The 24,117-nt window shown below is 68.1% G+C and carries 23 protein-coding genes; 11 read left to right on the top strand and 12 right to left on the bottom strand.

The features are described 5' to 3' along the window. Positions 1–15: 15 nt before the first annotated feature. The 3 genes from H7J06_RS11225 to H7J06_RS11215 are packed head-to-tail and all read right to left on the bottom strand — an operon-like array spanning position 16 to position 2,424. Positions 16–555 carry a hypothetical protein gene (locus H7J06_RS11225; protein ID WP_264038917.1) on the bottom strand — a complete coding sequence of 180 codons (540 nt, stop codon included), beginning with the start codon at positions 553–555 and terminating at the stop codon, positions 16–18. Between the two features lie 49 nt (positions 556–604). Continuing rightward, the gene (locus H7J06_RS11220; protein WP_264038916.1) at positions 605–1,405 is read right to left on the bottom strand and encodes a class II aldolase/adducin family protein; all 801 of its coding nucleotides are present in this window, start codon (positions 1,403–1,405) and stop codon (positions 605–607) included. A 44-nt stretch (positions 1,406–1,449) separates the two neighbouring features. After that, on the bottom strand, positions 1,450–2,424 hold the full coding sequence (locus H7J06_RS11215) for a GlxA family transcriptional regulator (RefSeq protein WP_264038915.1): 975 nt from the start codon (positions 2,422–2,424) through the stop codon (positions 1,450–1,452). 97 nt (positions 2,425–2,521) lie between these two features. Between H7J06_RS11215 and H7J06_RS11210 the strand changes: the two genes are divergently transcribed. Genes H7J06_RS11210 through H7J06_RS11195 form a run of 4 tightly spaced genes read left to right on the top strand, consistent with a single transcriptional unit; the run spans position 2,522 to position 5,617 of the window. Beyond that, the gene (locus H7J06_RS11210) at positions 2,522–3,208 is read left to right on the top strand and encodes an HD domain-containing protein (RefSeq protein WP_264038914.1); all 687 of its coding nucleotides are present in this window, start codon (positions 2,522–2,524) and stop codon (positions 3,206–3,208) included. Then, complete coding sequence (locus H7J06_RS11205) at positions 3,205–4,041, top strand: alpha/beta fold hydrolase (RefSeq protein ID WP_264038913.1); 837 nt, start codon at positions 3,205–3,207, stop codon at positions 4,039–4,041. Before H7J06_RS11210 ends, H7J06_RS11205 begins: the two co-directional genes overlap by 4 nt. After that, positions 4,023–4,796, top strand: coding sequence for an MBL fold metallo-hydrolase (locus H7J06_RS11200; RefSeq protein WP_264038912.1), 774 nt, complete (start codon positions 4,023–4,025; stop codon positions 4,794–4,796). Before H7J06_RS11205 ends, H7J06_RS11200 begins: the two co-directional genes overlap by 19 nt. Then, positions 4,793–5,617 carry an alpha/beta hydrolase family protein gene (locus H7J06_RS11195; RefSeq protein ID WP_264038911.1) on the top strand — a complete coding sequence of 275 codons (825 nt, stop codon included), beginning with the start codon at positions 4,793–4,795 and terminating at the stop codon, positions 5,615–5,617. The genes H7J06_RS11200 and H7J06_RS11195 overlap by 4 nt, the downstream gene beginning before the upstream one ends. A gap of 57 nt (positions 5,618–5,674) precedes the next feature. Here H7J06_RS11195 and H7J06_RS11190 read toward each other — a convergent pair whose 3' ends face one another. Next, positions 5,675–5,890: a hypothetical protein gene (locus H7J06_RS11190; RefSeq protein ID WP_264038910.1), complete on the bottom strand. Its 216-nt coding sequence runs from the start codon at positions 5,888–5,890 to the stop codon at positions 5,675–5,677. 229 nt (positions 5,891–6,119) lie between these two features. Between H7J06_RS11190 and H7J06_RS11185 the strand changes: the two genes are divergently transcribed. After that, positions 6,120–7,550: an amidase gene (locus H7J06_RS11185; protein ID WP_264038908.1), complete on the top strand. Its 1,431-nt coding sequence runs from the start codon at positions 6,120–6,122 to the stop codon at positions 7,548–7,550. On the opposite strand, the gene H7J06_RS11180 is transcribed toward H7J06_RS11185, so the two are convergent. From H7J06_RS11180 to H7J06_RS11150, 7 genes are read right to left on the bottom strand one after another with little or no spacing between them, the layout of a single operon-like run. Beyond that, a complete protein-coding gene (locus H7J06_RS11180; RefSeq protein ID WP_264038907.1) occupies positions 7,537–8,511 on the bottom strand; it encodes a choline/ethanolamine kinase family protein in 975 nt (324 codons plus the stop codon). The genes H7J06_RS11185 and H7J06_RS11180 overlap by 14 nt on opposite strands. Beyond that, the gene (locus H7J06_RS11175) at positions 8,508–9,449 is read right to left on the bottom strand and encodes a phosphotransferase (protein WP_264038906.1); all 942 of its coding nucleotides are present in this window, start codon (positions 9,447–9,449) and stop codon (positions 8,508–8,510) included. The genes H7J06_RS11180 and H7J06_RS11175 overlap by 4 nt, the downstream gene beginning before the upstream one ends. Continuing rightward, a complete protein-coding gene (locus tag H7J06_RS11170; protein ID WP_264038905.1) occupies positions 9,449–10,855 on the bottom strand; it encodes an amidase family protein in 1,407 nt (468 codons plus the stop codon). The genes H7J06_RS11175 and H7J06_RS11170 overlap by 1 nt, the downstream gene beginning before the upstream one ends. Continuing rightward, positions 10,852–12,099 carry a M20 family metallo-hydrolase gene (locus tag H7J06_RS11165; RefSeq protein WP_264038904.1) on the bottom strand — a complete coding sequence of 416 codons (1,248 nt, stop codon included), beginning with the start codon at positions 12,097–12,099 and terminating at the stop codon, positions 10,852–10,854. The genes H7J06_RS11170 and H7J06_RS11165 overlap by 4 nt, the downstream gene beginning before the upstream one ends. Further along, positions 12,096–13,652, bottom strand: coding sequence for a sodium:solute symporter family protein (locus H7J06_RS11160; protein WP_264038903.1), 1,557 nt, complete (start codon positions 13,650–13,652; stop codon positions 12,096–12,098). Before H7J06_RS11160 ends, H7J06_RS11165 begins: the two co-directional genes overlap by 4 nt. Before the next feature lies 1 nt (position 13,653). Further along, entirely contained in the window at positions 13,654–13,932 is a 279-nt protein-coding gene (locus H7J06_RS11155; protein ID WP_264038901.1) for a hypothetical protein, read from the bottom strand. Next, a complete protein-coding gene (locus tag H7J06_RS11150) occupies positions 13,929–14,729 on the bottom strand; it encodes an inositol monophosphatase family protein (RefSeq protein ID WP_264038900.1) in 801 nt (266 codons plus the stop codon). The genes H7J06_RS11155 and H7J06_RS11150 overlap by 4 nt, the downstream gene beginning before the upstream one ends. Before the next feature lie 113 nt (positions 14,730–14,842). Here H7J06_RS11150 and H7J06_RS11145 point away from each other — a divergent pair, with 113 nt between their 5' ends. The 6 genes from H7J06_RS11145 to H7J06_RS11120 all read left to right on the top strand — a co-directional run bounded on the left by H7J06_RS11145 (position 14,843) and on the right by H7J06_RS11120 (position 21,809). After that, positions 14,843–15,613, top strand: coding sequence for a GntR family transcriptional regulator (locus H7J06_RS11145; protein ID WP_264038899.1), 771 nt, complete (start codon positions 14,843–14,845; stop codon positions 15,611–15,613). 174 nt (positions 15,614–15,787) lie between these two features. Further along, positions 15,788–17,647, top strand: coding sequence for a molecular chaperone DnaK (dnaK, locus tag H7J06_RS11140; protein WP_264038898.1), 1,860 nt, complete (start codon positions 15,788–15,790; stop codon positions 17,645–17,647). Beyond that, positions 17,644–18,270 (top strand): nucleotide exchange factor GrpE, encoded by a 627-nt coding sequence (grpE, locus tag H7J06_RS11135; RefSeq protein ID WP_264038897.1) that lies wholly within the window; start codon positions 17,644–17,646, stop codon positions 18,268–18,270. Before dnaK ends, grpE begins: the two co-directional genes overlap by 4 nt. Before the next feature lie 35 nt (positions 18,271–18,305). Further along, the gene (dnaJ, locus tag H7J06_RS11130; protein WP_264038896.1) at positions 18,306–19,484 is read left to right on the top strand and encodes a molecular chaperone DnaJ; all 1,179 of its coding nucleotides are present in this window, start codon (positions 18,306–18,308) and stop codon (positions 19,482–19,484) included. Then, positions 19,484–19,864 (top strand): heat shock protein transcriptional repressor HspR, encoded by a 381-nt coding sequence (locus tag H7J06_RS11125; RefSeq protein WP_264038895.1) that lies wholly within the window; start codon positions 19,484–19,486, stop codon positions 19,862–19,864. Before dnaJ ends, H7J06_RS11125 begins: the two co-directional genes overlap by 1 nt. A gap of 655 nt (positions 19,865–20,519) precedes the next feature. Next, a complete protein-coding gene (locus tag H7J06_RS11120; RefSeq protein ID WP_264038893.1) occupies positions 20,520–21,809 on the top strand; it encodes a mannosyltransferase in 1,290 nt (429 codons plus the stop codon). A gap of 87 nt (positions 21,810–21,896) precedes the next feature. On the opposite strand, the gene H7J06_RS11115 is transcribed toward H7J06_RS11120, so the two are convergent. Continuing rightward, positions 21,897–23,978, bottom strand: coding sequence for an acyltransferase family protein (locus H7J06_RS11115; RefSeq protein ID WP_264038892.1), 2,082 nt, complete (start codon positions 23,976–23,978; stop codon positions 21,897–21,899). Between the last annotated feature and the right edge of the window lie 139 nt (positions 23,979–24,117).

The following is a 24,117-nucleotide window of genomic DNA, read 5'->3' as shown; positions in this document are numbered from 1 at the left end:
GCGCTGGCTAAACGTCTAGAACGCTTCGACACCGCCGATGGCGACGAACATTCCGTGTTTGGTGCCGTCGTTGGTGAAGCGCGTGCCGTCCTCGCCAGCGGCGATCGTCCAGCCCTGCGCGGTGTAGGTGCGGTAGTCGAGGGGGACGACGGGGATGTCGCCGAGGTTGCCGAGCACCCACTGGAGCTGACCGTCGGTGGTCACCCGCACGCCGTTGGCCGGGGCGCCGTCGACCACCGGGGAGCTGGTGAAGGGGGCCTCGCAGGCCACCTCCGTGGTGTTGATCTGGCAGCGGGTCTGGCCCGACTTGGTGGTGACGAACACGTAGCCGTTCTGCGGTGGCAGCGCCTCGGCCGCCGTCGGAGGGGCGGCCACGGGTGAGGTGGCGGTCGTCGTCGTCGGAGTCGGGCTGGACCGCGACGGCGTCGACGTGGGAAACGTCGGCTCGCTGCCGTTCCCGGCGTTGCCTTCGGGGCTACCGGGGACCGTGGACTGGCAGCCGACGAGAACCGCGCCCACAGCGAGCGCGCCCATGACCTTCCACCGCGCGTTCATTGACGTCCAGGCTACGCAAGGGGTGACGGAAGTGGCGGTAGTGACTCGCTCATTCGAACAGGTCGGGCTGTTCCCTGGTGATCTTGGCGAACAACGGCTGGAAGCTGAACCACCCGGCGAAGTGGCTGCCGACCTGCCCGCGCGTCAGTGCCGCCATCTCGTCGTCGATGAGCACGGGGGTCCCGGCGGCCTCGGCCAGCAACTGAGCCTGGCAGGACCGCTCCATGGTGATGAACCACCACGCGGCCTCCTCCACGGAGTGGCCGACGGTCAGCAGTCCGTGGTTGCGCAGGATGGCCGCCTTGCGGTCGCCGAGCGCGTGGGCGATGCGCTTGCCCTCCTCGAGGTCCAGGACGACGCCCGAGTACTGGTCGAACAACGCGTGGTCGTCGTAGAACGCGCAGGCGTCCTGGGTGATCGGGTCGAGCAGCCTGCCCAACGTCGACCACGACTTGCCGTACACCGAGTGAGAATGCGCCGCTCCGATGACGTCCGGCCGGGCGGCGTGGACCTGCGAGTGGATCGCGAACGCCGCCTGGTTGACCGGCCGGTCGCCGTGCACGATCTCCCCGTCGTGGCGGACCAGCAGCAGGTCGCTGACGCGGATGTGGCCGAAGTGCATCCCGAACGGGTTCACCCAGAAGTGGTCGGTGAACTCGGGATCGCGGGCGGTGATGTGCCCGGCCACGCCCTCGTCGAAGCCGAACCGGCTGAACAACCGAAAGGCCGCGGCGAGGTTCTGCTTGCGGTGCAATCGCTCCTCCTCGACCGTGCGATCGGTGCGGGGGAGGAGGGCGGCGACGTTCCCGCCCGCGAGCTTCGTGGCGTCGTCGATCCCGGTGTCTGACATGGCCCGATGGTACTGCCGCCGCGTCGGTGGCGACAGGATGTTCTTCACGTCCGGGCCGGGTCGAGGTGGGCGCGGTAGTTGGCTCGGTAGGCGTTCGGAGGGACGCCGACACTCCTGACGAAGTGGTAGCGGAACGAGGCGTGCGACGTGAACCCGGACTGCTCGGCGACCTCGTCGATCGGCAAGCGGGTCGACTCGAGCAGACGGCGCGCCAGGTCGAGCCGGATCTGCAACAGCAACTGCAACGGCGTGGTGCCGAGGCGCGCGCGGAAATGCCTGTTGAGACTGCGCACGCTGGTCGACGCGTGCTGGGCGATGCTCCGCAGAGTCAGTTCCTCCCGGGCGTTCTGCTCCATCCACTCCATGATCGACCGCAGCGAATCATCCTCTGGCCGAGTCGGTTCGGCGTACGGAGCTTGGCCGCCCTGGCGCCAACTGGGCAACACCAGTCGCCGGGCGGTGCGGTCGGCGAGATCCGGACCGGCGTCCTGTCGAATCAGATGTAGGCAGAGGTCGATGCCTGCTGCGACGCCGGCGGACGTCAGCATTCGACCGTCCTCGACGAACATCGCGCCAGGGTCGACGTCGACGTCCGGATGTCGACGCGCCAGGGCATCAGCCCACTGCCAGTGCGTGGTGGCCCGCCGCCCGTTCAGCAGACCGGTTGCGGCGACCGTGAACGCCCCCACGCAGATGGAACCGATCCGGGCACCCTCGTCGTGTGCCGCCCGCACGACCTCGACGAGTTCGTCGGCGGGTGGATTGAGGAAGTCCTGCTTACCGGGCACGATCACGACGTCGGCTGCCGCGGCCTCGTCGAGGTCGAAGGGTGTTCGGACGTCGACGGCGCCCCACTCGCTCGTCGTGCTCACGGTCTGATCGGCGGCGCAGATGCGCACGTCGTAGCGCGGTTCGTCGCCCGTCTCCGCCAGCGCGACATTGGCCATTCCGAACACCTGGCTCGGCGTCATGAGTTCGAAGCCCAGGACCTGGCCGTGACCGACGACGACGATCTTCATGGCCAGATCTTAACGGTATGTGGCTATGTCGCCACTGGTGTGAGCGGGCGAGAGCGCCGAAGGTTGAGGAACCACCGATTCGACGAAGGGACGGCACATGACCGGAGATGACGAGGCCTTGGCCGCAGAGTTCGACGTGCCCGACTCGCCGGTTGCGCTCGCGGCGCGCGCACTCGCCCGTGACGTGTCGCCCGGGTTCGTCTACAACCACGTGGTTCGCAGCTACCTGTTCGCGCGGGAATTGTCCGCGGCCGCCGCAGTGCCCCAGGTCGACGACGACGAGTTGCTGTTCCTCGCATGCATCCTGCACGACCTCGGCGCGACCGAATTCGCCAACACCGACCAGCGGTTCGAGGTGGCCGGCGCCGACGCGGCAGCCCGGTTTCTCGTCCAGCACGACGTCGACCCCTCGCGGGTTGAGATGGCATGGGCGGCAATCGCATTGCATACCAGCGTCGGCCTGGCCGACCGGTTCGGTCCCGTCGCAGCGGTCGCTCACGCGGGTATCGGTACCGACATAGTCGGGACTTTCCGCCAGCACCTTCCCGAGCGATTCGCCGATCGAGTGCACGCGGCATGGCCACGCCACGACCTCGGCCATGCGCTCGCCGCCGTGCTGGCCGAACAAGTCGAGCGCAACCCTGCCAAGGCGCCACCGATGAGCTTCCCCGCTCACCTGCACCAGGTGATGTACCTCGCTACACCAGCCGTGACGTGGCTCGACGCCGTTGCAGCCGCCGGGTGGAACGACCGCCCCGTCGCCATGCGAGAGGCCGCCTCGTGACCTCCACGTTCGACGAGATCGACGTGTCGGTGGCGGGTGGGTCGCTCACGGTGCGACGTCGGTGCGGCAACGGACCGACGCTGCTGTTCCTGCACTATTGGGGTGGCAGCGGGCGTACCTGGGACCCGATGCTCACCCATCTCGACCCGCAGACGCCGGTCGCCACTTATGATCAGCGCGGCTGGAGCCGGTCCAAGACACTGCCCGGCCCCTTCGATCTGGCGCAATTGGCCAGGGACGCAACGGCGGTCGTCGCTGCGCTGGGCACTGACGTGGTGCTCGTCGGACACTCGATGGGCGGCAAGGTCGCGCAACTCGTGGCGGCTCAACGCCCCGCCGCACTCGCGGGGCTGATCCTCGTCGCGCCCGCGCCGCCCGACCCGCCCGCGGCCGTCACCCCGCAGTATCGGCGGGAACTCGCCCACGCCTACGACGGTCCGGAGGCGGTGACCTTCGCCCTCGACCACGTCCTGTCCGCGAACCCGCTGACGGGATCGGTGCGGACCGCGGCCCTCGAGGACAGCCTGTCCGCGGCGACGACGGCGGCTCGCACCGAATGGCCTCTGCGCGGCATTGCCGAGGACGTCACCACTGCCGCGCGCCGCATTTCGGTCGACACGGTCGTCGTCGCCGGCGAGCGGGACGTCGTCGAGCCGGTCGACGTACTTCGTCGGCACCTGCTGCCGTTCATTCCGCGGGCGCGCCTGCGCGTGCTCGACGCCGTCGGGCACTTGATCCCGTTGGAGGCGCCCTCGGCGCTCGCCGAACAGCTCACCCGCGCTCGGGCCGAGCTGACGCTCGAGAGGTCCACGTCATGCACGCCAAGGTCGTGAAGATTCCGCTACTCGGTGACCACCTGGTCAACGCGTACCTGTTGATCGGGCGCAGACCGATCCTCGTCGACTGCGGCATGCCCAGCAGTGGCGACCGCGTGTGGAACGGCATCGTCGCGGCGGGTGTCGATCCCGTCGACCTCGAGATGATCGTCGTCACCCACGGGCACGTCGACCACTTCGGTGCGGCGGCCGAACTCCAAGCCCGCACCGGCGCGCCCGTCGCCGCCCACGCCGACGACCTGCCGACCTATCTGGCCGGCCGCTCGAATCCCGAACTGCGCCAACCGATCGGCGTCTTCGGACACGTCTTCACCCGGACACCACCGCCGAACGAAGCCACCCGACCGCTGCACCCCGACCTCGTCCTCACCGGGGAATACGACCTTCACGACCACGGCGTCGAGGGCCGCATCATCCACACCCCGGGCCACACCGCCGGTTCGGTGTCGGTGCTGCTCGACCAGGGCGACCTGATCGCCGGCGACATGCTCACCGGCGGGTTCTTGGGTCTGCTGCAATACCGCCCGTCGAACCCGCCGTTCCACGACGACCCCGAGCAGGCGCTCGCGAGCCTGCAGGCCGCGCTGAACCTGGGGCCGCACACCCTGCACATCGGCCATGGCGGTCCGATGCCCGCTGCCGACGTACGACGATGGCTGGATCGGCAGCTGGCCAGGCGGTCTCGACGTCATCAGATGGCAAGCAGCACGAGGCGAATCCGGGGTTGGGCGTCTGCTTTGCTGTCTGGATGACGTTCCTGAGTCGGCGCCGCATGATCGCCGCGACGGGTGTGGCGGCGATGGCGGCCGGCTGTTCGCCTCGCGCCCGCGGCGACGACGATGATCCGATGCGCTTCACCTACGGTCCGCACCCCAGTCAGTACGCCGAGCTCTCGCTGCCGGCGGGCTCGGCGCCGGCGCCGGTGGTGGTGGTCGTCCACGGCGGCTACTGGCGGTCGAGCTACGGGGCCGAGCTCGGCCGGCCGCTGGCCGCCGACCTGGTGGGCCGCGGCTTCGCGGCGCTCAACGTCGAATACCGCCGGATGGGCGACGGAGGTGGGTGGCCGCGGACGGGCCAGGACGTCGCGGCGGCGGTCGACGCCCTCGCGGAGCGGCCGACCGGCCTGGACCTCGGCCGCGTTGTCGCGCTTGGTCATTCGGCGGGCGGGCAGCTGGCGGGGTGGCTGGCGGCTCGCCGGGGCGGTACGGTCCCGCTCGTGGGCGCCGTGCTTCAGGCGGGTGTGCTGGACCTGGTGCGCGGTTCGGCGGACGGGCTCGGCGGCGGTGCCGTCGACGCCTACCTCGGCGGCTCGCCCGCGCGCCTGCCGGAGGCGTATGCGGCGGCGTCGCCCGTGGCCCTGGTGCCGCTAGGCGTGCCGACGGTGTGCGTGCACGGCACCGCGGACACGTTGGTGCCGCTCGACCAGTCCGAGGGCTTCGTCGCCGCGGCGTCGGCAGCGGGTGACGCGAGCACGTTGCACACCGTCGACGGCGACCACTTCGACCCGATCACCGTCGGCACGCCGGCCTGGGATCTCTGCGTCGACGGCCTGCGCGCGCTGACCGGCCGATGACGTACATCAGGCCCTCCCCCGGGGATTGGTTGGGGAGGGCCTGATGGGTTCTGGGGGCTACTTGCCGGTCAGGTGGGCGATGTAGGCGGGGCCGTGGTTGCCGTACCAGCCGGGGCCGACGGTAGGGGCCGGGGTGGCGTAGGTGCCGGGGCTGAAGACGTTGCCCGGGCCCTGCGGCGAGGTGGAGGTGACGGCGTTGGCGGCTCCGGCCAGTCCGAGTGCGGCGCCGCAGATGATGGTGGCGGCGGCGATGGTGCGGAAGATGGTGGTCATGTGTGACTCCTTTGTGCGAGTGCCGTTTTCGGCGTTGAGACAACTATGTCGTAGCGGAGGGTTGGCGTCTGTCGGGTGACCGGTGGATGGGTCGGATGAACGCGGGTGTCCACCGATCGGGGGACGTCGCGCCTCGCGGTCGCCGATACATGCACGTAACACTTTGGCGGACAGCTCTTTTCCCGCTGCGAGCCCTGCGGTACCGCCGCGGGCGACATAGGGTGTGGGCATGCCCGACGCCGAACTGTGCTGGACACCCGCCACCGCTCTCGCCGACGCCGTCCGGAACGGTTCGCTCAGTCCGACGGAGATCGCACGCGAGTTCGCCGACCGCATCGAGACGGTGAACCCCCAGCTGAACGCCTACGTTCACTTCGACCGCGAGCAGGTGCTGGCCGACGCCGCCGACCTGCAGCAGGAGGTGTCCGAGGGCCGCACTCGCGGGCCGCTGCACGGGGTGCCGTTCTCGATCAAGGGCCTGACCACGATGGCCGGTCTGCCGTTCGACTCGTCGCTCAAACCCCTGGCCGGCAACGTGGGCACCCACGACGCCACGGTGGTCACCCGGTTGAAGGACGCCGGTGGCCTGTTCCTGGGCAAGACGAACGCACCCGAATTCGGTTATTACGGCGGCACGGACAGCCATCTGTACGGCCCCACGCACAACCCCTGGCGGCCCGGTCACACCGCCGGCGGGTCGAGTGGGGGCGCCGCGGCGGCGGTGGCCGCCGGGTTGGGTCCGCTCGCCGAGGGTGCCGACGGCGCGGGTTCGGTGCGCATTCCCTCGGCGATGTGCGGCGTGGTCGGCTTCAAGCCGTCGCTCGGTCGCATCCCGCACACGCTTCTCGACGGGCGGCACTACACCCACGTCTTCCACGGGCCGATCACCCGGACCGTCGCCGACGCCGCCCTGATGTTCTCGGTGATGGCCGGACCATCGGACTCCGATCCCAACAGCGTCCCGTCCGACGGAATCGACTATGCCGCAGCCGTCGAGGGTGACGTGACCGGCTGGCGGGTGGCCTGGTCGCCGAATCTTGGCCTCGGACACGTCGACCCCGAAGTGGTCGCGGTGTGCGCCGAGGCCGTGCGGGCCTTCGAAGCCCTCGGCGCGGTGGTCGAGGAGGCGACGCCGGACTGGGGTGATCCCGAGGAGGCGATGTGGAAGGGGCTGTGGGTGCCGGGGTACTCCTGTGAGTACGACGTACTCGACTGGAAGTCGCAGCGGGGTCAGGTCGACGACAACCTCATCGAGATCTTCGCGCAGGCCGAGACGTTGACCGCCGTCGAGATCGGCCGCGCGGAGGCCTTCCGCGGCAAGATGTGGGACACCTTCGGGGAATTCATGCGGACCTATGACATCCTGGTCAGCCCGACGCTGGCCAGCCCCACCTTTCCGCTCGACCGGTTCGCTCCCGAGTGGCTCGACGGTCAGTCGTTGCAGCGTCAACTGCTCGGTTGGTTGCTCACCTACCCGTTCAACATGACCACGACCCCCGCCATCACGGTGCCCGCGGGGTTCACCGCCGACGGCCGGCCCGTCGGGCTGCAGATCGCCGGAGCTCACCGCGCCGACGCCGCCGTCCTGCGGGCCGCGGCGAACTACGAGGCCGTCCGGCCGTGGGCCGACGCGAAACCCGCTCTGGCTACAGCGCCTTGAGCCAGAACGCCCAGCGGGGATCGGACATCTTCAGCCGTGCCCGCATCAGCTTCCAGCAGCCGTACTTGTGATAGTCGAAGTCCCACGCCGAACTCAGCTGCTGGTTGACACAAGCCCATAGGCCCCACTTGGTGTCGGCCAATGCACCGCACACCTGTACCCGCGCCAGCAGCCCGAAGTCGGCTCGGCCGTAGAAGTCCTCGACGAGCTCGTTGACCAGTTCCTCGGTGTAGAACATCTCGGTGGTCAACAACGCCAGCTCGTAGGCCCGTTCGTTGTTGGACGCGAACTCGTAATCCACCAGTTTCATCGGCTCGCCGTCGGCGACCAGGAAGTTGCCCGGCATCGGATCGTTGTGGCAGGCAACCAGATCCAGCCCGGACGCCAACAGTGCCTGCTTGGCCACCTGGTACTCGCCGAGGATCAGGTCGGCGTCCTCGGGTAGCCGCACCCCGAGCTCGCGGGCCTGCCCGAGATGCTCGTCGATCATGTCGAACATGGTCTTGGTGGTGGTCAGCAATTCGCCGGAGTGCAGCACCCGGTAGATGTCGATGATCTGGTGGGGGATGGCCACGTCCTTGAAGTCGCCGTTGGTGCAGGCGCGGTAGCCCTCCAGGAACTCGATGACCTCGACGCCGGTGTCCGGATCGAAGTGGACCAGTTCGGGGCCGATCCCCTTCACCCCCGCGCGACGGGCGGCCTCGTTGGCCAGGCCGCGGTCGATGAACGTCTCACTGCCGGCGCCGGGGATCTTCAGGAAGTAGCGGGTGTCGGTGCCCTCGACGGTGATTCGCCAATTGCTGTTCTGCAGCCCGCCCAGCACCGGGGCGTACTCCAGCCGCTTGCCCTGCCACGGTGCGATCGCCGCCAGGGCTGCCTCGACGCTGCGCTCCGTCTCGTTGCGCGCCGTGCCGACGGCCCGGTTGCCGGTGGTGTCCCGGACGGTCTCGGTGCCGGTCACAGGCTGCCCAGCCGATCGTGGAAGTGCACGTCGCCCAACCCGGCTCGGGCCCGCAGGAACTGCCAGTCGGAGAGCTTGGAGTACTCCAGCGTGCCCGGGCGGGCCGCGTCGGCATACGCGCCGATCAACCCCCACCGGACGCAGTCGGCGACGCCGTAGACCCGTGCACGGTCGAACAGGGCCTGGTCGAAGTGCCCCCAGGCGATCTCGAAGGCTTGCCGGGCGGTCGAGTCGAAGGGCCGCACCTCGGCCAGCAGCACGCCGACGTCCTGCAGCGGATCCATCACCGCCGCGACGTCCCAGTCCAGCAACAGCATCCGTCCGTCGTCGGGCAGCAGAACGTTGGACACGTTGCCGTCGCCGTGGCAGGGCGCGGTGTCGAAACCGGTAGCCGCGATCCGTTTTTCGGCCATCGCCAGCATCCGGGCCATCCAGTCGAAGTCGACCGGTAGCGCCACGTCGTTGGCCACGGCGAGGTCGGTCAGCGTCCGGACGTCGTCGAAGACGGTGGCACAGCGGGTGATCGAACCGAAGTCGTGCACCCGCTTGCGCAGGGCGATCAGCTGTTCGAGCCGGGCGTCGTCGTCGAACACGTTCAGCGTCGCGGTCGAGGCGGGGTCGACCAGGTTTTCCAGCACCAGGATGCCGGCGGCGTGATCCGAGGCGTGTACCCGCGGGCCGACGCCGAGCTCTCCCGCCTCGGTGGCGGCGGCGAACGCCTGCGCGACGTCGACGTAGGCACCGGCGTGGCCGATCATGGACTTGACGAAAGCCGTTGTCGGAGAAGCCGAAGTGTCGTCGGTGCGGACGTCGAAGCACTCCGAGTCCGCACCCCACCAACTCGGGCTGGCCATCGTCGGGGCCGCGTCGGTGGTGACGTCGACGTCGACGAACAGTCCCAGCGAATGCAGCGAGTCGGCGATGTCTGTGGTGGGCATCATTGGCCTCCCTGGTGGACGGCGGCCGGTGAGGGCCAGGTGACGGTGACGGGCCGGGCCGCTTCCAGCCACTTGGTCAGACGCAGCACGTCGGCGTCGGCGAATCGGGGTCCGATCACCTGGATGCCGACGGGCATGCCGTCGCCGAAGCCGAAGCACAGGGCCGCGGCCGGTTGCGCCGTCTGGTTGGCCCAGGCGGTGAAGCCGCAGTGCGCCAACGGGTGTGCCGGATCGAGCCCGACCTCGTCGGCGGGGAACCCGATCGTCGGGATGACCGGTGAGATGACGTAGTCGAATGCGGCGGTCGCCGCGCGGACGAGCTCCGCCGAACGCGCCACCGCCTCACCGTCGCGGGTGAAGTCGGTGGCGGAGCGGTCGGCACCCGGCGCGCACCAGCCCCGGATGGCGGGGTGCACCAGCTCGCGCAGGTCCTCGCGGATGGACTCCAGTTCGGCCGCGGCGCGCACCTGAAACAGCCGGTCCAGTGCGGGATACGGGTCGTCGGCAAAGATCGGGGCCACCGTCGACACGGTGGCGCCGCCGTCGCGGAGCGCGGCCGCGGCGTCGGCGAGCACCGCCAGCACCGCGTCGTCGGCGCCGAAGCCGGACCCCAGTTCGGTCAGCGCGCCGATGCGAAGACCGTTCGGCGCCAATGGTTCTCGGGGCGTCGGGGCCGTCGGCGGTGCCAGACTCCACAGATCGCGGTCGTCGGCGCCCGACACGACGTCGAACATGTCCATCACGTCGTCGGCGGTGCGACCCATCGGTCCGGCCGAGCGCATGGTGGACGGGGCGGTGTGCGGAACGCGGCCCTGGGTGGGCTTGAGCGCCACCAGGCCGCAGTGTCCGGCGGGCAGCCGGACCGAGCCGGCGATGTCGGTGCCCACCGCCGAGAAGCCGATGCCCGACGCCAGTGCGGCACCCGCACCGGCACTCGACCCGCCGGTGCTTCGGGACGGGTCCCAGGGGTTGCGGGTGACGCCGTACAGCGAGCTGACGCCGGCGGCCATCATGCCGAAGTCGGGCATCGTCGTCTTCCCGACGATGACGGCCCCGGCCTCCTTCAGCCGGGCGGCCGGCGGGGAGTCGAACGTCGAATCGGGAAGGTCGGCGTTGGCGGCGCAGCCGTGCCGCCACGGGGTGCCGACCGCGTGCACGCTGTCCTTGATGGTGACGGGCAGACCGTCGAGCGGACTCAACGGCGAGCCCGCGGCCCATCGAAGGGCGGACTCCTCCGCGGCCGTCGCGGCGCCGGCGGCGTCCACATAGGCCATGGCGTTGACGCCCGGGTTGCGGGCCTCGATCCGTGCCAGCGTATGGCTCAGGACGTCGACCGGTGTCAGGGTGCCGCTGCGGTACGCCTCGCGCACCACGGCTGCGGGGGAGTCCAGCACGTCGTCGCTCACGAGACCTGCGCCGCCTCGAGCGCCCCTGCGACCATTCGCCGGGCGGTGGCCGTCAGCAGGTGCAGGCCCGCGAGCATCTGTGCGTCGGTGCTGTATTCGCGTTCGTTGTGGGAGACGCCGTCGACGCTGGGAATGAACAGCATGACCGTCGGAACCACGTCCTTGAGGTTGACCGAGTCGTGCCCGGCCATGGTGGGCATCGTGCGCCATCGCAGCCCGAGCTCGTCGGCCACGGCACCGGCCAGCGCGATCCCGGAGTCCTGGTAGCGGGTAGACGGGCGCAACGTGGCGCTCTCGATCTCGACGTGGACGTCGCCGGCCTCGTCGATCTCGGTGATCCGCTCGAGGAACCGCGCGTGCGCGGCCTCCACCGTCCGCGCCTCCAGGGCACGCAGATCCGCCGCGAGCCGGACGCGGGCGGGCACCACCACCGGTGAGTTGGGCTCCACGGTGAACCGCCCGACCGAACCGAGCACCGTGTCGGGGCCGAACTCCTCGGCGACGGCCCGGACGGCCAGCACCACCTGGCTGGCGCCGACGAGGGCGTCCCGCCGGTACCGCATGTGGGTGGCGCCGGTGTGGGACTGCTCGCCGTGCACCGTGACGACGTACTTGTAGGCGGCCCAGTTGCTGGTCACCACCCCGATGTCGAGTCCCTCGTCGACCAGCGTGCGGCCCTGCTCGATGTGGATTTCCGCGTACGAGTTCGCCGTCGGGGCCACGTCGTGACCCTGAAAACCGATGCGGCTCAGGGCATCCCGCACCGAGGTCCCGCTCTCGTCGACGACGTCGAGGACCGCCTCGGCAGTGGTCTTGCCGACGTAGACCGCGCTGCCCATCAAGCTCGGCGAGAAGCGGGAACCCTCCTCGTTGAACCAGTTGACCGCCGCCACGTTGTACCGGGCGCGTTCGGGGTCGGCAACCGCCCTCGCCGCGGCGTACGCACCGGCCAGTACCCCGTAGGCGCCGTCGAATCGGCCCGACGTCGGCTGGCTGTCCAGGTGCGAACCGAGCAGGACCCACGGGGCGTCCGCCACGATCTCGGCGCCGCCGTACATGTTGCCGACCGCGTCGACCCGGCAGTGCAGGCCGTGGTCGGCGAACCAGTCCCGCAACCACTCTCGAGCCCGGCCGTCGGCCTCGGTGGCGGCTTCCCTGTCCACCCCGCCGGCCGCGGTCGCACCGATCGCCGATAGCTCGGCGAAGTCGGCGAGGAACGCCTCGTCGGTGAGGTCCGCCGTCATCGTTGTTCTTCGGCCAACTCGTGCACCTGGTCGTCGAGCGCCACCGGCGGCGTCGGGGCCGCGATCCGCATCTTGGTCTTGGCGGCGTCGAACATGTCGTTCACCCGGGCCTTGTCGGCGTCGTCGGTCGTGACCAGCGCGGCGGCCGCCAGGAACACCACCAGGTTGACCACCAGGCCGACGATACCGCCGGTCAGGCTGCCCAGCCAGCGGACGTCGTCGGGATAGATCCAGGTCATGACCATCGCCACCAGGAACCCCGACAGCATGCCCGCCACCGCGCCCTGCTTGTTGCCGCCGCGCCAGAAGATGCCCAGGAACAGTGGCACCGCCAGCTGGATCACGCCCTGATAGGAGATCTGGGCCAGCAGCTGCAGCCGCGTCATGCTGAACGTCAGGTACGCGACGACACCCGCCGCGGCCATGAAGACGAACATCGACGTCTTCGCGACCTGGGTCAGCCGCTTGTCCGACAGCGGCCGCTTCGTGGTGTTGACCAGGTCGTTGGCGATCTGCAGGCCGCAGACCTGGACGCTGCCGTCGATGTGACCCATGGAGGCGGCGAAGACGATGGTGATGCCGAGGCCCAGCAGCCAGGTGCCGCCGTAGTCGCTCATGATGGTGAACCAGCCGGCCTGTGGGTCCGCGACCACGTCGGGCATGGCCGTGGCGGCGATGCCCACGAGCATCAGCAGGGTGTAGAAGACACCGGAGATCAGCACCGTGCACAAGGTGCCCGACTTCACCGACCGCACACTCGACGCGGTGTAGATGCGCTGGAAACTCGTTGGCCAGCACAGTGATCCGATCACGCCGGTGAAGATCAACGCGAAGATGTAGAGCGGTCCGTACTTGTCGCCGTCACCCGGCAGTACCAGGTACTTGTCGGCGACGTCGTCGAGGTCGGCGATGCTGATCGGGCCACCGGCAACGCCGGACAGCAGCACCACGCACAGGATCGCCGAGAACACGTAGGCGACCGTGCCCTGGAAGGCGTCGGTCATGATCAGGCCACGCATGCCCATCCGGACGGTCCAGTACTGGCGGATGAGGATGACCGCGAGACCGACGATCAGGCACGTGGTGACCGACCAGGCCCCGTCGCTGGCGAGCTCGAAAACCGTTCCCAACGCCTGCATTCCGAGGACGACCCAGGGAAAGATCGAGACGATGCCGATGACGCTGGCGACGATCCGAACCGCCGACGAGTCGAACCGCTTGCCCAGCAGGTCGGGCTGGCTGCGCAGGTCGTACTTCTTGCCCCACCGCCATGCGCGGGTGGCCATGAAGTACATCATCGCCACGCCCAGGCTCGAATACGCCAGGCCGTAGAGGCCGAAGACGCCGGCGCCGGTGGCCAATCCGAAGAAGGCGATGAACGTGGATCCCGGCCACCACGAGTTGACGTAGCTCATGGCCACGTACCAGGGGCCGTAGCTGCGGCCGCCGACGGCGTACTCGTCGAAGTTTGGTGCCGTCTTCTGTTGTGTCACATACAGAATGGCGATGACGATGGCGTAGAACACCGCCAGCATGGCGAGCATGATCCACATGTCAGCCTCCGAGGCTCTCTGCGAGGGGTTCGGTCGAGTCGTCGTCGAGCTCGCCGCGGATGTCTTCGACCACGTAGAAGGCCGTCAGCGTCAGCCCCAGCACCAGGGCGTCAATCACCCAGTACATGATCGCGAACGGGATGCCGAGGATGTCGAATCTACTGCCGCTGCCCCACAGGTACAGCGGTGGGAACAGGGCGAACGCCAGGGCCACGGCGTACAGCGTCCCGAAGAAGGCGACGATGGACCGCCGACTGAGTCCTTGGATGAATGACGTCATAGCCGAACTCCTTGTCGATCCAGGTGTCCCGCCAGGGGAGCGGTCACGTATGTGCGGAGAGCCTCGTGGATGCGCCCGTTGCTGGCGATCCCGTTGCCGCCGTTGAACACCCGCCGACCGTCGAGGCTCGTGAACCGGCCACCGGCCTCTTCGATGATCACCGGCATCGGCGCCAGGTCGTAGGGCTGCGTGGTGTAGTCGACCACGGCGTCGGCGAATCCGCAGGCGACCATGGCGTAGCCGAAGGCGTCACCCCAGGTGCGCACCGTCACCCCCTGGGTCTGGAGGTCGGCCACGACGTCCGGCTCCCAATCCTCGAGCCAGGTCGCCATCACGTAGGCGCCGTCCAAGGTGGCGCGGTCGGACACCCGCACCGGTGCGCCGTTGCGAAAGCACCCCTTGCCGCGTTCGGCGTGGACGACGATGCCGGCGCTGGGCATGTTGATGATGCCGAACACGATCTCGTCGCCCTCCTGTAGCGCGATGAGGTTGGCGTACAACGGAACACCGCGGACGAAGGACTTCGTGCCGTCGATGGGGTCGACGATCCACGTGAAGCCGGAGTCGCCGTCGTCGTCGGGGAACTCCTCGCCGACGAAGCCGTCGTGGGGGAAGTTCGCCGCCACGGCGTCACGCATCGTCTGCTCGATCTCCCGGTCGGCCGCGGTGACAGGGGTGCCGTCCCGCTTGGTCTGGACCGAGAGGGTGCCGTCCTCGAAGTAGTGCTTGGCCAGGGAGCCGGCACTTTCGGCCAGCCCGAGAGCGAGGCCAATGCGGTCCGCGCGGTTGTCGCTCATGATCTCCGAGGATGCGGCTAGACCATTTCTGGTTCGTCTCGTCGCACGTTAAGCGCGTGTAACAAGCTCGATCGGCCCGTGCCCGGGTGGCCCGTTGTGGGTATCGTTCCGCCATGCTCCTTCTCGAGCACGCGCACGAGGCGTTGGTGCGGCTGGCCGGGGAACTCGCCGAACGCGGTGAGTCCAGACTGCCCACCGAACGAGACCTCGCGCAGCGGCTCGAGACGTCGCGGACCACGGTGCGCAAGGCGCTGGACCGGCTCGAGGAAGACCAGGTGATCCGCCGGGTGCGGGGCCGCGCCGGTGGTGCCTACCTCACCGGGGTGTCGCCGCAGGCCGCCCTGGAGGGCTCGCGACCGCTGTGCCACGGCCACGGCATCCTGCGCAGCCTGAACACGGTGAAGGGCATCCCAGAGATCCTGCACGAACAGGGATTTCGCGACGGCACCACCGTCATCTCGTCGGCTCTGGTGCCGGCGTCGGCGCGGGTCGCCCGTGCCCTCGGGCTCGCCGAGGACGGCCGGGTGGTCGCGTTGCAACGGCTGCGGCATGCCGACGGTGAGACGCTGTCGCTGGAGCGGATGTACCTGCGCGCCGAACTCGTCGACCTGCTCGGCACGGAGATGAAGTCGGTGTACCGCACGCTGCGCGCACAATTCGGCGTGCAGATCTGCGTCGCCGACGAATCCATCGAGATCGCCACCCTGTCGTCGCCCGAGGGCGCGCTGCTGAATCAGCCGGCGGGCACGCCCGTGCTCAAACTCGAGCGCACCGGGTACGACCAGTTGGGCCGGGCGGTCGAGTACTCGGTCGACCTGTTCCGGGCCGACCGCACCCGCCTGCACGTGCGGTCGCAGTCGCCGGTCACGCCGCGACGTATGTGACGTCGGGCCCCCGTCGGCCCCCGGGAATGAATCCCGCACCCGCCCGGTTGACCCATTCGACAACTTGAGTGACTCAGGCTCAACTCTCGCTTGACACACCGCAGCCGCGGAGGGCAAGCTTGAGCGCGGTCCACTCAGACCCCAGAACGTTTTTCTATACAGGAGGCAGTAACTATGGCTCGTGCGGTCGGTATCGACCTCGGGACCACCAACTCCGTCGTCTCAGTGCTCGAAGGCGGAGAACCCGTCGTCGTCGCAAACTCGGAGGGCTCACGTACCACCCCGTCCGTCGTCGCATTCGCGCGCAACGGCGAGGTGCTGGTCGGTCAGCCCGCGAAGAACCAGGCAGTCACCAACGTCGACCGGACCATCCGGTCGGTCAAGCGCCACATCGGCACCGACTGGTCCGTGGCGATCGACGGCAAGGACTACACGCCGCAGGAAATCAGCGCGCGCATCCTGATGAAGCTCAAGCGCGACGCCGAGGCATACCTGGGCGAGGACATCACCGACGCGGTCATCACCGTGCCGGCGTACTTCAACGACGCCCAGCGTCAGGCCACCAAGGAAGCCGGCCAGATCGCCGGCCTCGAGGTGCAGCGCATCGTCAACGAGCCCACCGCGGCGGCGTTGGCCTACGGCTTGGACAAGGCCGACAAGGACCAGACCATCCTGGTCTTCGACCTCGGTGGCGGCACGTTCGACGTCTCGCTGCTCGACATCGGCGACGGCGTCGTCGAGGTCCGGGCGACCTCCGGTGACAACCACCTCGGTGGCGACGACTGGGACGACCGGATCGTCACGTGGCTCGTCGACAAGTTCAAGGCCTCGGCAGGCATCGACCTGACCAAGGACAAGATGGCCATGCAGCGTCTGCGCGAGGCGGCCGAGAAGGCCAAGATCGAACTGAGCTCCGGCCAGTCGACCTCGATCAACCTGCCCTACATCACCGTCGACGCGGACAAGAACCCGCTGTTCCTCGACGAGCAGCTCAGCCGCGCGGAGTTCCAGAAGATCACCCAGGATCTGCTGGACCGCACCCGCAAGCCGTTCCAGTCGGTCATCAAGGACGCCGGCGTGTCGGTCTCCGACATCGACCACGTCGTGATGGTCGGCGGTTCCACCCGCATGCCCGCCGTGACCGAGCTGGTCAAGGAGCTCAGCGGCAAGGAGCCCAACAAGGGCGTCAACCCCGACGAGGTCGTGGCCGTCGGTGCCGCGCTGCAGGCAGGCGTGCTGGCCGGTGAGGTCAAGGACGTGCTGCTGCTCGACGTGACCCCGCTGAGCCTCGGCATCGAGACCAAGGGTGGCGTGATGACCAAGCTCATCGAGCGCAACACCACCATCCCCACCAAGCGGTCGGAGACCTTCACCACCGCCGACGACAACCAGCCGTCGGTGCAGATTCAGGTCTTCCAGGGTGAGCGCGAAATCGCCTCGGCGAACAAGCTGCTCGGGTCCTTCGAGCTGACCGGCATCCCGCCCGCCCCGCGTGGCACGCCGCAGATCGAGGTCACGTTCGACATCGACGTCAACGGCATCGTCCACGTGACCGCCAAGGACAAGGGCACCGGCAAGGAGAACACGATCAAGATCCAGGAGGGCTCCGGCCTCTCCCAGGACGACATCGACCGGATGATCAAGGACGCCGAGGCGCACGCCGAGGAAGACCGCAAGCGTCGTGAAGAGGCGACCGCCCGCAACGACGCCGAGGCGCTGGTCTACCAGACCGAGAAGTTCATCAAGGAACAGCGCGAAGCCGAGGGCGGCTCCAAGGTTCCCGAGGAGACGCTTGCCAAGGTGGAGTCTGCGATCGGCGAGGCGAAGTCCGCGCTCGAGGGCACCGACATCTCGGCGATCAAGTCCGCGATGGAGAAGCTGGGCGTCGAGTCCCAGGCTCTCGGCCAGGCGATCTACGAGGCCACCCAGGCCGAGCAGGCCAGCTCGGGCGGAGCCGAGGGTTCCGCGTCGAAGGCCGACGACAACGTGGTTGACGCGGAGGTCGTCGAAGACGACGAGCAGGAGCGCAAGTGACCCAGGAGAACGATCCGCACGAGCCGGTGACCATCACCGACAAACGGCGCGTCGATCCCGACACGGGTGCAGTACGTGAGAACGCGGATTCGGCGTCGGCCCCCAGTGGGTCGACGCCGGACCCGGCGCCCGAAACGGACGAGGCCGCCGAGCTCAAGGCGACGCTGCAACGCGTCAAGGCGGAATACGACAACTACCGCAAGCGATCCGTCCGGCAGGAACAGTCGGCGTCCGAACGGGGCAAGGCCTTCGCGGCCACCCAGTTGCTGCCCGTGCTCGACGATCTCGAGCGCGCGCGGCGCCACGGTGACCTGGAGTCCGGCCCGCTGAAGTCGGTGGCCGACAAGCTCACCGCAGCGCTGCAGGCCATCGGACTGGTGCCGTTCGGCGTCGAGGGCGACCCCTTCGACCCGTCCCTGCACGAGGCCGTGCAGCACGACGGCGACGGAAGCAACCCCGTGATCGGCACCGTGATGCGTCAGGGCTACCGCCTCGGCGACGGCCCGGTGCTGCGGCACGCGATGGTCGGGGTGGTCGACTCGGTCGACGTTCCCGACACGAACGACGTGTCGAACGCTCACAACGCACCGAACGGCAACGAGAATTCACAATCAGATCACTAGATTCACAGGACTGGCAGGAAGGGAGGTGACGCAGCATGGTCCAGCGCGAATGGGTTGAGAAGGACTTCTACAAAGAGCTCGGCGTCTCCTCCGATGCCAGCGACAGCGAAATCAAGAGTGTCGCCCGCAAGTTGATGGCGGAGAACCACCCCGACCGCAACCCGAACGACCCCAAGGCCGAAGAGCGGTACAAGGCCGTCGGCGAGGCCAAGGACGTCCTCTTGGACAAGGCCAAGCGCAAGGAGTACGACGAGACCCGTCGGCTCTTCGCCAACGGCGGCGGTCGTCGGTTCAACGGCGGCGGTGGCGGCGGCAACTTCGGCGGCTTCGGCGGCGAGGGCGTCGAATTCAACCTCGGCGACCTCTTCGACGCGGCCCCTCAAACGGGTGGCGCCAACATCGGCGACCTGTTCGGTGGGCTGTTCGGTCGCGGCGCACAACAGCCGCGGCCCAGCCGGCCACGCCGGGGCAACGACCTGGAGACCGAGACCGAACTGTCGTTCCTCGAGGCCACCAAGGGCGTCGCGATGCCGCTGCGGCTGACCAGCCCGGCGCCGTGCACCAACTGCCACGGCAGCGGTGCGCGCCCGGGCACCAGCCCCAAGGTGTGCCCGAACTGCAACGGTGCGGGCGTGGTCAACCGCAATCAGGGTGCCTTCGGCTTCTCCGAGCCGTGCACCGAGTGCCGCGGCACCGGCTCGATCATCGAGGAGCCGTGCGAGGAGTGCGGCGGCAAGGGCGCCACGACCCGGACCCGCACCATCAACGTGCGGATCCCACCCGGTGTCGAGGACGGCCAACGCATCCGGCTCGCCGGGCAAGGCGAGGCGGGCCTGCGGGGCGCCCCGTCGGGTGACCTGTTCGTCACCGTGCACGTGCGGCCCGACAAGGTGTTCGGCAGGACGGGGGACGACCTGACCGTGACGGTTCCGGTCAGCTTCCACGAACTCGCCCTTGGCACAACGCTTTCGGTGCCGACGCTGGAAGGCAAGGTCGGGGTCCGGGTGCCCAAGGGAACGTCCGACGGACGCATCCTTCGGGTCCGTGGTCGCGGCGTGCCCAAGCGCGCGGGCGGTCACGGTGATCTGTTGGTCACCGTGAAGGTCGCGGTTCCCCCGAACGTCGAGGGCGAGGCCGCCGAGGCACTCGAGGCCTACGCCAAGGCCGAGCGGGCAAGCGGGTTCGACCCGCGGGCCGGATGGAACGGTGCGTGATGAGCAAGAAGGACGACGCGCGCACCTTCCTGATCTCGGTCGCCGCGGAGCTTGCGGGCATGCACGCCCAGACGCTGCGGACCTACGACCGGCTCGGGCTGGTCAGTCCGCAGCGTAGCTCCGGCGGCGGCCGGCGCTATTCCGAGCGTGACGTCGACCTGCTCCGAGAGGTGCAGCGACTGTCACAGGACGAGGGCGTCAACCTCGCCGGCATCAAGCGCATCATCGAGCTGACCAACCAGGTCGAGGCGCTGCGGTCCCGGATGAGTGAGATGGCCGACGAGATGGAGCGGCTGCGGGCCAACCAACGCCGCGACCTGGCCGTCGTGCCCAAGAGCACGGCCCTGGTGGTCTGGCAGCCGCGCAAGGGCGCCCGCTAGGGCAACGCCGAGCGCGCGGTCCCGGCGAGGTCTCCTCGCCGCGGGGTCCGGCCGTGTACGCCCCCGGGTCGTTCCCCTTCGCCGAAATCCCATGCATCGGGTACTTGCTGGCGCCGGCAAGGGCGTCGGCCTTCCTCAACCGCGTACCGGGATGGTTGCGGGTTCGCCGCGCCGGAGCGGTCTCACCGGTGCTCACCGCGCCGGTGGTGTTCCTGGTGGCGACCGGAGTGTGGGGTTGGCCCGTCGGGCGTCGGGCTGGTCAACGCCGTTCGCAGACGTTTCCACCCGCAATTTCGGCGCGGGCTGAGCACCCCGATTCGGGTGCGTGCATACCGACTAAAGGTACGAAATTCGATTGCGCGTGTTCGCTAAATTTTAGGCCATTGTCTCAGAAATCGTCGAGCTCCCAGATTTCATTTTCGGCGCGCTGGTTTGCCAAACGCGAATGATTTCGGAAATGTCGCGCACGGTCCGACGTGCGGCCAAACCTCAAGTGCCTGAACCTGTTTGCGATCTAGCGGATGGCATGCGCGAATTCCGCCGAGCAGTTAAATTGATGCGCGTCGTGTAAGCCCGCGGGGAGGGCCGGTGGTGGGGGGATGAATGGTGACGACTAAGTCGACCGGGGACGAAGACAAAGTCGCAATGTCTCGTGATGGCAGCCATGGTTAGTCGCACGCACGTCGGACCATGGGGCCTGGCGATCGCACTGGACGGCTTGCGTGTCTCACGATGGCAGGCCGTGGCGCCGTGGTTGTTGGCCGTGAGTGCGGTCGCCTCCGTGGTGATCAGTACGTTCACCGATCCGATCGACTTGCACATCTACGTGCTCGGCGGGGCCGCACTGGACAATCCGAGTGCTCTCTACGACGTCGCCTATCTCGATCCCGCCCACGGCGAAACCATGCCGTTCGTCTATCCGCCCTTCGCGGCCATGGTCCTCTATCCGCTGCACTTCGTCCCGTTCTGGCTGGTGGCGTTGGCTTGGCGGGTGGGAGTGATCGCGGGCGTCTACGCAGTGGTCCGTCTCTGCCAGCAGATGATGGGTGTGGCCGACAAGCGCACCGCGATGCTGTGGACTGCAGGGGCGCTGTGGTTGGAGCCCATCGTCGGCAACGTCAAGCACGCCACGATCGGCGTGTTCCTGATGCTTCTCGTGATGTATGCGGCCCATTCCAAGCGGTGGTGGCTGTCCGGCCTATTGGTGGGTTTGGGCGCAGGGATCAAGCTGACGCCCGCGATCGCCGGTCTGTACTTCGTCGGGATACGGCGCTGGGCGACGGCGGCGTTCTCGGCGGTGGCCTTCTTGGCCACCCTCGCGGTGTCGTACGTCGTGGCGGGAGACAGAGTCCGGTTCTTCTTCGAAGACTTCATCGGCCGGGACGGCCTGTTCACGATCGGGAACGATTACAACCAATCGTGGCGGGGTGGAATCGCGCGCGTTCTCGGATACGACGCTGGCACCAGCCCGCACCTGATCGTGGCGATCGGTGTGACGGGTGTGCTGTCATTGGCGGCATGGTGGGCGCTGGGGTCTGCCGCAGCACACCGCGATCAGCTTGGCTCGCTGCTGGTGGTCATGCTCTTTGGTCTGCTCGCATCACCGGTTTCGTGGACGGCTCACTGGGTTTGGCTCGTGCCTCTGCTGGTCTGGCTCCTTCACGGGCCGTGGTCTCACAGGCCGGGGGCGCGTGTCTTGTGGTGGGCGTGGCTCATCGTGACCTTCGCGGCGATACCCAATCAACTCGCACAACTTCAGACGAACCGGTGGGAGATCAGCCGCCCCTGGTATGAGGCGTGGGCGGGACTGGTCTACCCGGCGTTGACCTTGGCAACGCTCGGATGGATCGTGGCCACTGCCGTTGCCATCCGTCGTGACGCCGCGCTGACAGCGGCGATTCCGATGGGCCAGTCAAGACACCAGAGTGTCACCACTGCGCACTGACGCAGTGCCGGCATGGCCGTGACGGCAAGAGCGAAATTCGTTCCATCCGAACAACTTCGATCGCAATCGTCGATGTGAATCGAGCCTCTACGCTCGCGGGACGCTCGAACTCAAGACGGCATCCACCGTCGGAGAGATTTGGCCCGACAGCATTTCGACGGCCGCCGCACTGAGGTGATCGGTGTCGATGAAGTTCACGATCCCGTCCCGTTCCGCTTTGCACAGCTGCGCGTCACAGATCAGGCCGATCGGATCGATGGTCCGCGACCGGTCTCCGAGCGTGGCGTGCAGTCGCTGGAACCATTGTGCGGTGCCGTGCCAGTACTGCTCCTCGGCGGCTCGGCTGACGTCACACGTGAAGGTCTTCCACCGCCGGGTGACGCATTCGGGTCCCGGCCGGTCCAACTCGGGAGACAGGCCGAACAGGTCGACCCCCACTCCGGCCCGGTCCAATCGCGTCAGCAGTGCCGGCGTGCCGGCTTCCATCAAGGGGCCGTTGGCCACCATCAGGTCGTGAGTCTCCTGCGCCTGCCCACCGTAGAGCTCTGGACGGCCCTGGTATGCGGGCCACCTGGCCACCAGGATGACGCGAACCGGCCGCCCGTTCTTCGCGGCGTCGAGCACCCACTGAAGCGCTGTGGCGTTGTGCTCCTGACACAGCTCGAGGCGGGTCCGCTCGAGTCCAGGTGGGATGTTCGGCAGTGTCGTGGCGCTCGAAAGGTATGGCGGGCAGGTGGCCCGGCTCGCGACCACCACGTTGACCGGTCGACCGTCGACCGCCTTGACCACACCGGGAATGAGCGCTTGGGCGAAGGAGTCGCCCCACACCACGACGGAAGGTCGCGCAGGATCGAAGCCGTCCAATGGGCACACGGGATCTTCGGACCTCGTCTGGAGCATCACGGTGTGGTAGCACCGCTCGGGAAAGGCTCTGTCGTTCTTGGCATGCGACGCGGCCGACCAATCCTCGGCCCTGGACCACCGATCGGCGATCAGCAGGCAGCAGAGTGCGAGCGCACAGGTCAGTGCAATGGCGAGAAGCCCGGTCAGCACCGTGCGTCTGCCGTGTGAGCTGGAATGCGTACGGAAGCGCGGCTCCCAGAAGCGGTAACTGGCCACCGCGATTCCCAATGCGACGAGCACCACGAGCACCCGTAGCCACACGGGCGGTTCGCGCAGATACCAGGTGGCCAGCATCGACAGCAACGGCCAGTGCCACAGGTACCACCCGTAGGAGACCTTCCCGATGCCCAAGACCGGAGGAGACATCGCGAATCGCCCACCCGGATCGGCAGAAGTCATGTGCGCCATGATCATTCCAGCCGTCGCGAGCGTGGGCATCAAAGCCCACGCGCCCGGATATCCGTATTCCGGCAGGCCCACGACGACGACTCCCACCAGGACGACGGCCGATGAGAACCACACGATGCGGCGCAGCAGAGTGGATCCGAGGGCCGGGTTCACCACCGCCAGCATGGCGCCGATGCCGAGCTCGTAGGCGCGACCAAAGGGAAGGTAGAAGGCCTGGGTCGGGGAGTATCGCGCAAGAATGACCGCGCAGAGCAGCGAGGTCACGCATACCAGCAGGATCAACGCGATCATGACCCGCCGTCGATCGCGAGTTCCTCGGCGGCAGAGGAATCCGGCGATCAGGAACAGCAGCGGCACGCCGAGGTAGAACTGCTCCTCGACGGACAACGACCAGGTGTGAAGGAACACCGTCGGTTGGTACGAGGGGGTGAAGTAATCCCCCGTGAACATGCTCAAGTAGAAGTTCGACGTCGACGTCGCGGCCGCAATGGCGCCCTTGGCGACTGCTTGTTGCTCACCGATGGGGTTGAACACGAACATGCTCAGGACGGTCGTGACCGCGATCATCAGGAGTGCTGCTGGGGCTAGCCGACGGACGCGGCGGCCGTAGAACGCCCACCAGCCGACGTGTCCGGTCCTGGCACGCTCGTCGGTCAAGCTGCGCAGAATGACGAAGCCCGAGATCACGAAGAACACGTCGACCCCGGTGAATCCACCGCGGAAACCGGGCACGCCCGCATGGAAGGCGACGACGATGACGATGGCGACGGCTCGCAGCGCGTCGATGTCGGGTCGGTAGCCGCCCCCGTCGACCAACCGCGTCGTCGCGGCCTGCGTCGTCGTCTCCTGGTCGACCACCGTGTGAATCCCATCTCCGCGGTGCGGCAATTCGAAGCGGGCGCTGTGTCATGACCCGGCAAACGGCGGACGGCCCTCACTATAGGCAATGAGGCTGGAAGTCACCGACCGGGCAGTGCAGGACACCCGAAACCTCGCA

It is taken from the genome of Mycolicibacterium hodleri (assembly GCF_025822245.1).
Taxonomy (GTDB): Bacteria; Actinomycetota; Actinomycetes; order Mycobacteriales; family Mycobacteriaceae; genus Mycobacterium; species Mycobacterium hodleri.
The sequence above is the reverse complement of the archived record's forward strand: the minus strand, read 5'-3'. Positions and strand labels throughout refer to the sequence as shown.

What these genes read in the sequence shown, in the direction of transcription:
- H7J06_RS11160 (WP_264038903.1), bottom strand. Translation starts at nt 13,652, where the DNA reads ATGTGGATCATGCTCGCCATGCTGGCGGTGTTCTACGCCATCGTCATC.
- H7J06_RS11150 (WP_264038900.1), bottom strand. Translation starts at nt 14,729, where the DNA reads ATGAGCGACAACCGCGCGGACCGCATTGGCCTCGCTCTCGGGCTGGCC.
- H7J06_RS11175 (WP_264038906.1), bottom strand. Translation starts at nt 9,449, where the DNA reads ATGCCCACCACAGACATCGCCGACTCGCTGCATTCGCTGGGACTGTTC.
- H7J06_RS11220 (WP_264038916.1), bottom strand. Translation starts at nt 1,405, where the DNA reads ATGTCAGACACCGGGATCGACGACGCCACGAAGCTCGCGGGCGGGAAC.
- H7J06_RS11120 (WP_264038893.1), top strand. Translation starts at nt 20,520, where the DNA reads ATGGCAGCCATGGTTAGTCGCACGCACGTCGGACCATGGGGCCTGGCG.
- H7J06_RS11210 (WP_264038914.1), top strand. Translation starts at nt 2,522, where the DNA reads ATGACCGGAGATGACGAGGCCTTGGCCGCAGAGTTCGACGTGCCCGAC.
- dnaK (WP_264038898.1), top strand. Translation starts at nt 15,788, where the DNA reads ATGGCTCGTGCGGTCGGTATCGACCTCGGGACCACCAACTCCGTCGTC.
- H7J06_RS11145 (WP_264038899.1), top strand. Translation starts at nt 14,843, where the DNA reads ATGCTCCTTCTCGAGCACGCGCACGAGGCGTTGGTGCGGCTGGCCGGG.
- H7J06_RS11165 (WP_264038904.1), bottom strand. Translation starts at nt 12,099, where the DNA reads ATGACGGCGGACCTCACCGACGAGGCGTTCCTCGCCGACTTCGCCGAG.
- H7J06_RS11155 (WP_264038901.1), bottom strand. Translation starts at nt 13,932, where the DNA reads ATGACGTCATTCATCCAAGGACTCAGTCGGCGGTCCATCGTCGCCTTC.
- H7J06_RS11225 (WP_264038917.1), bottom strand. Translation starts at nt 555, where the DNA reads ATGAACGCGCGGTGGAAGGTCATGGGCGCGCTCGCTGTGGGCGCGGTT.
- H7J06_RS11185 (WP_264038908.1), top strand. Translation starts at nt 6,120, where the DNA reads ATGCCCGACGCCGAACTGTGCTGGACACCCGCCACCGCTCTCGCCGAC.
- H7J06_RS11190 (WP_264038910.1), bottom strand. Translation starts at nt 5,890, where the DNA reads ATGACCACCATCTTCCGCACCATCGCCGCCGCCACCATCATCTGCGGC.
- H7J06_RS11195 (WP_264038911.1), top strand. Translation starts at nt 4,793, where the DNA reads ATGACGTTCCTGAGTCGGCGCCGCATGATCGCCGCGACGGGTGTGGCG.
- H7J06_RS11215 (WP_264038915.1), bottom strand. Translation starts at nt 2,424, where the DNA reads ATGAAGATCGTCGTCGTCGGTCACGGCCAGGTCCTGGGCTTCGAACTC.
- H7J06_RS11125 (WP_264038895.1), top strand. Translation starts at nt 19,484, where the DNA reads ATGAGCAAGAAGGACGACGCGCGCACCTTCCTGATCTCGGTCGCCGCG.
- dnaJ (WP_264038896.1), top strand. Translation starts at nt 18,306, where the DNA reads ATGGTCCAGCGCGAATGGGTTGAGAAGGACTTCTACAAAGAGCTCGGC.
- H7J06_RS11200 (WP_264038912.1), top strand. Translation starts at nt 4,023, where the DNA reads ATGCACGCCAAGGTCGTGAAGATTCCGCTACTCGGTGACCACCTGGTC.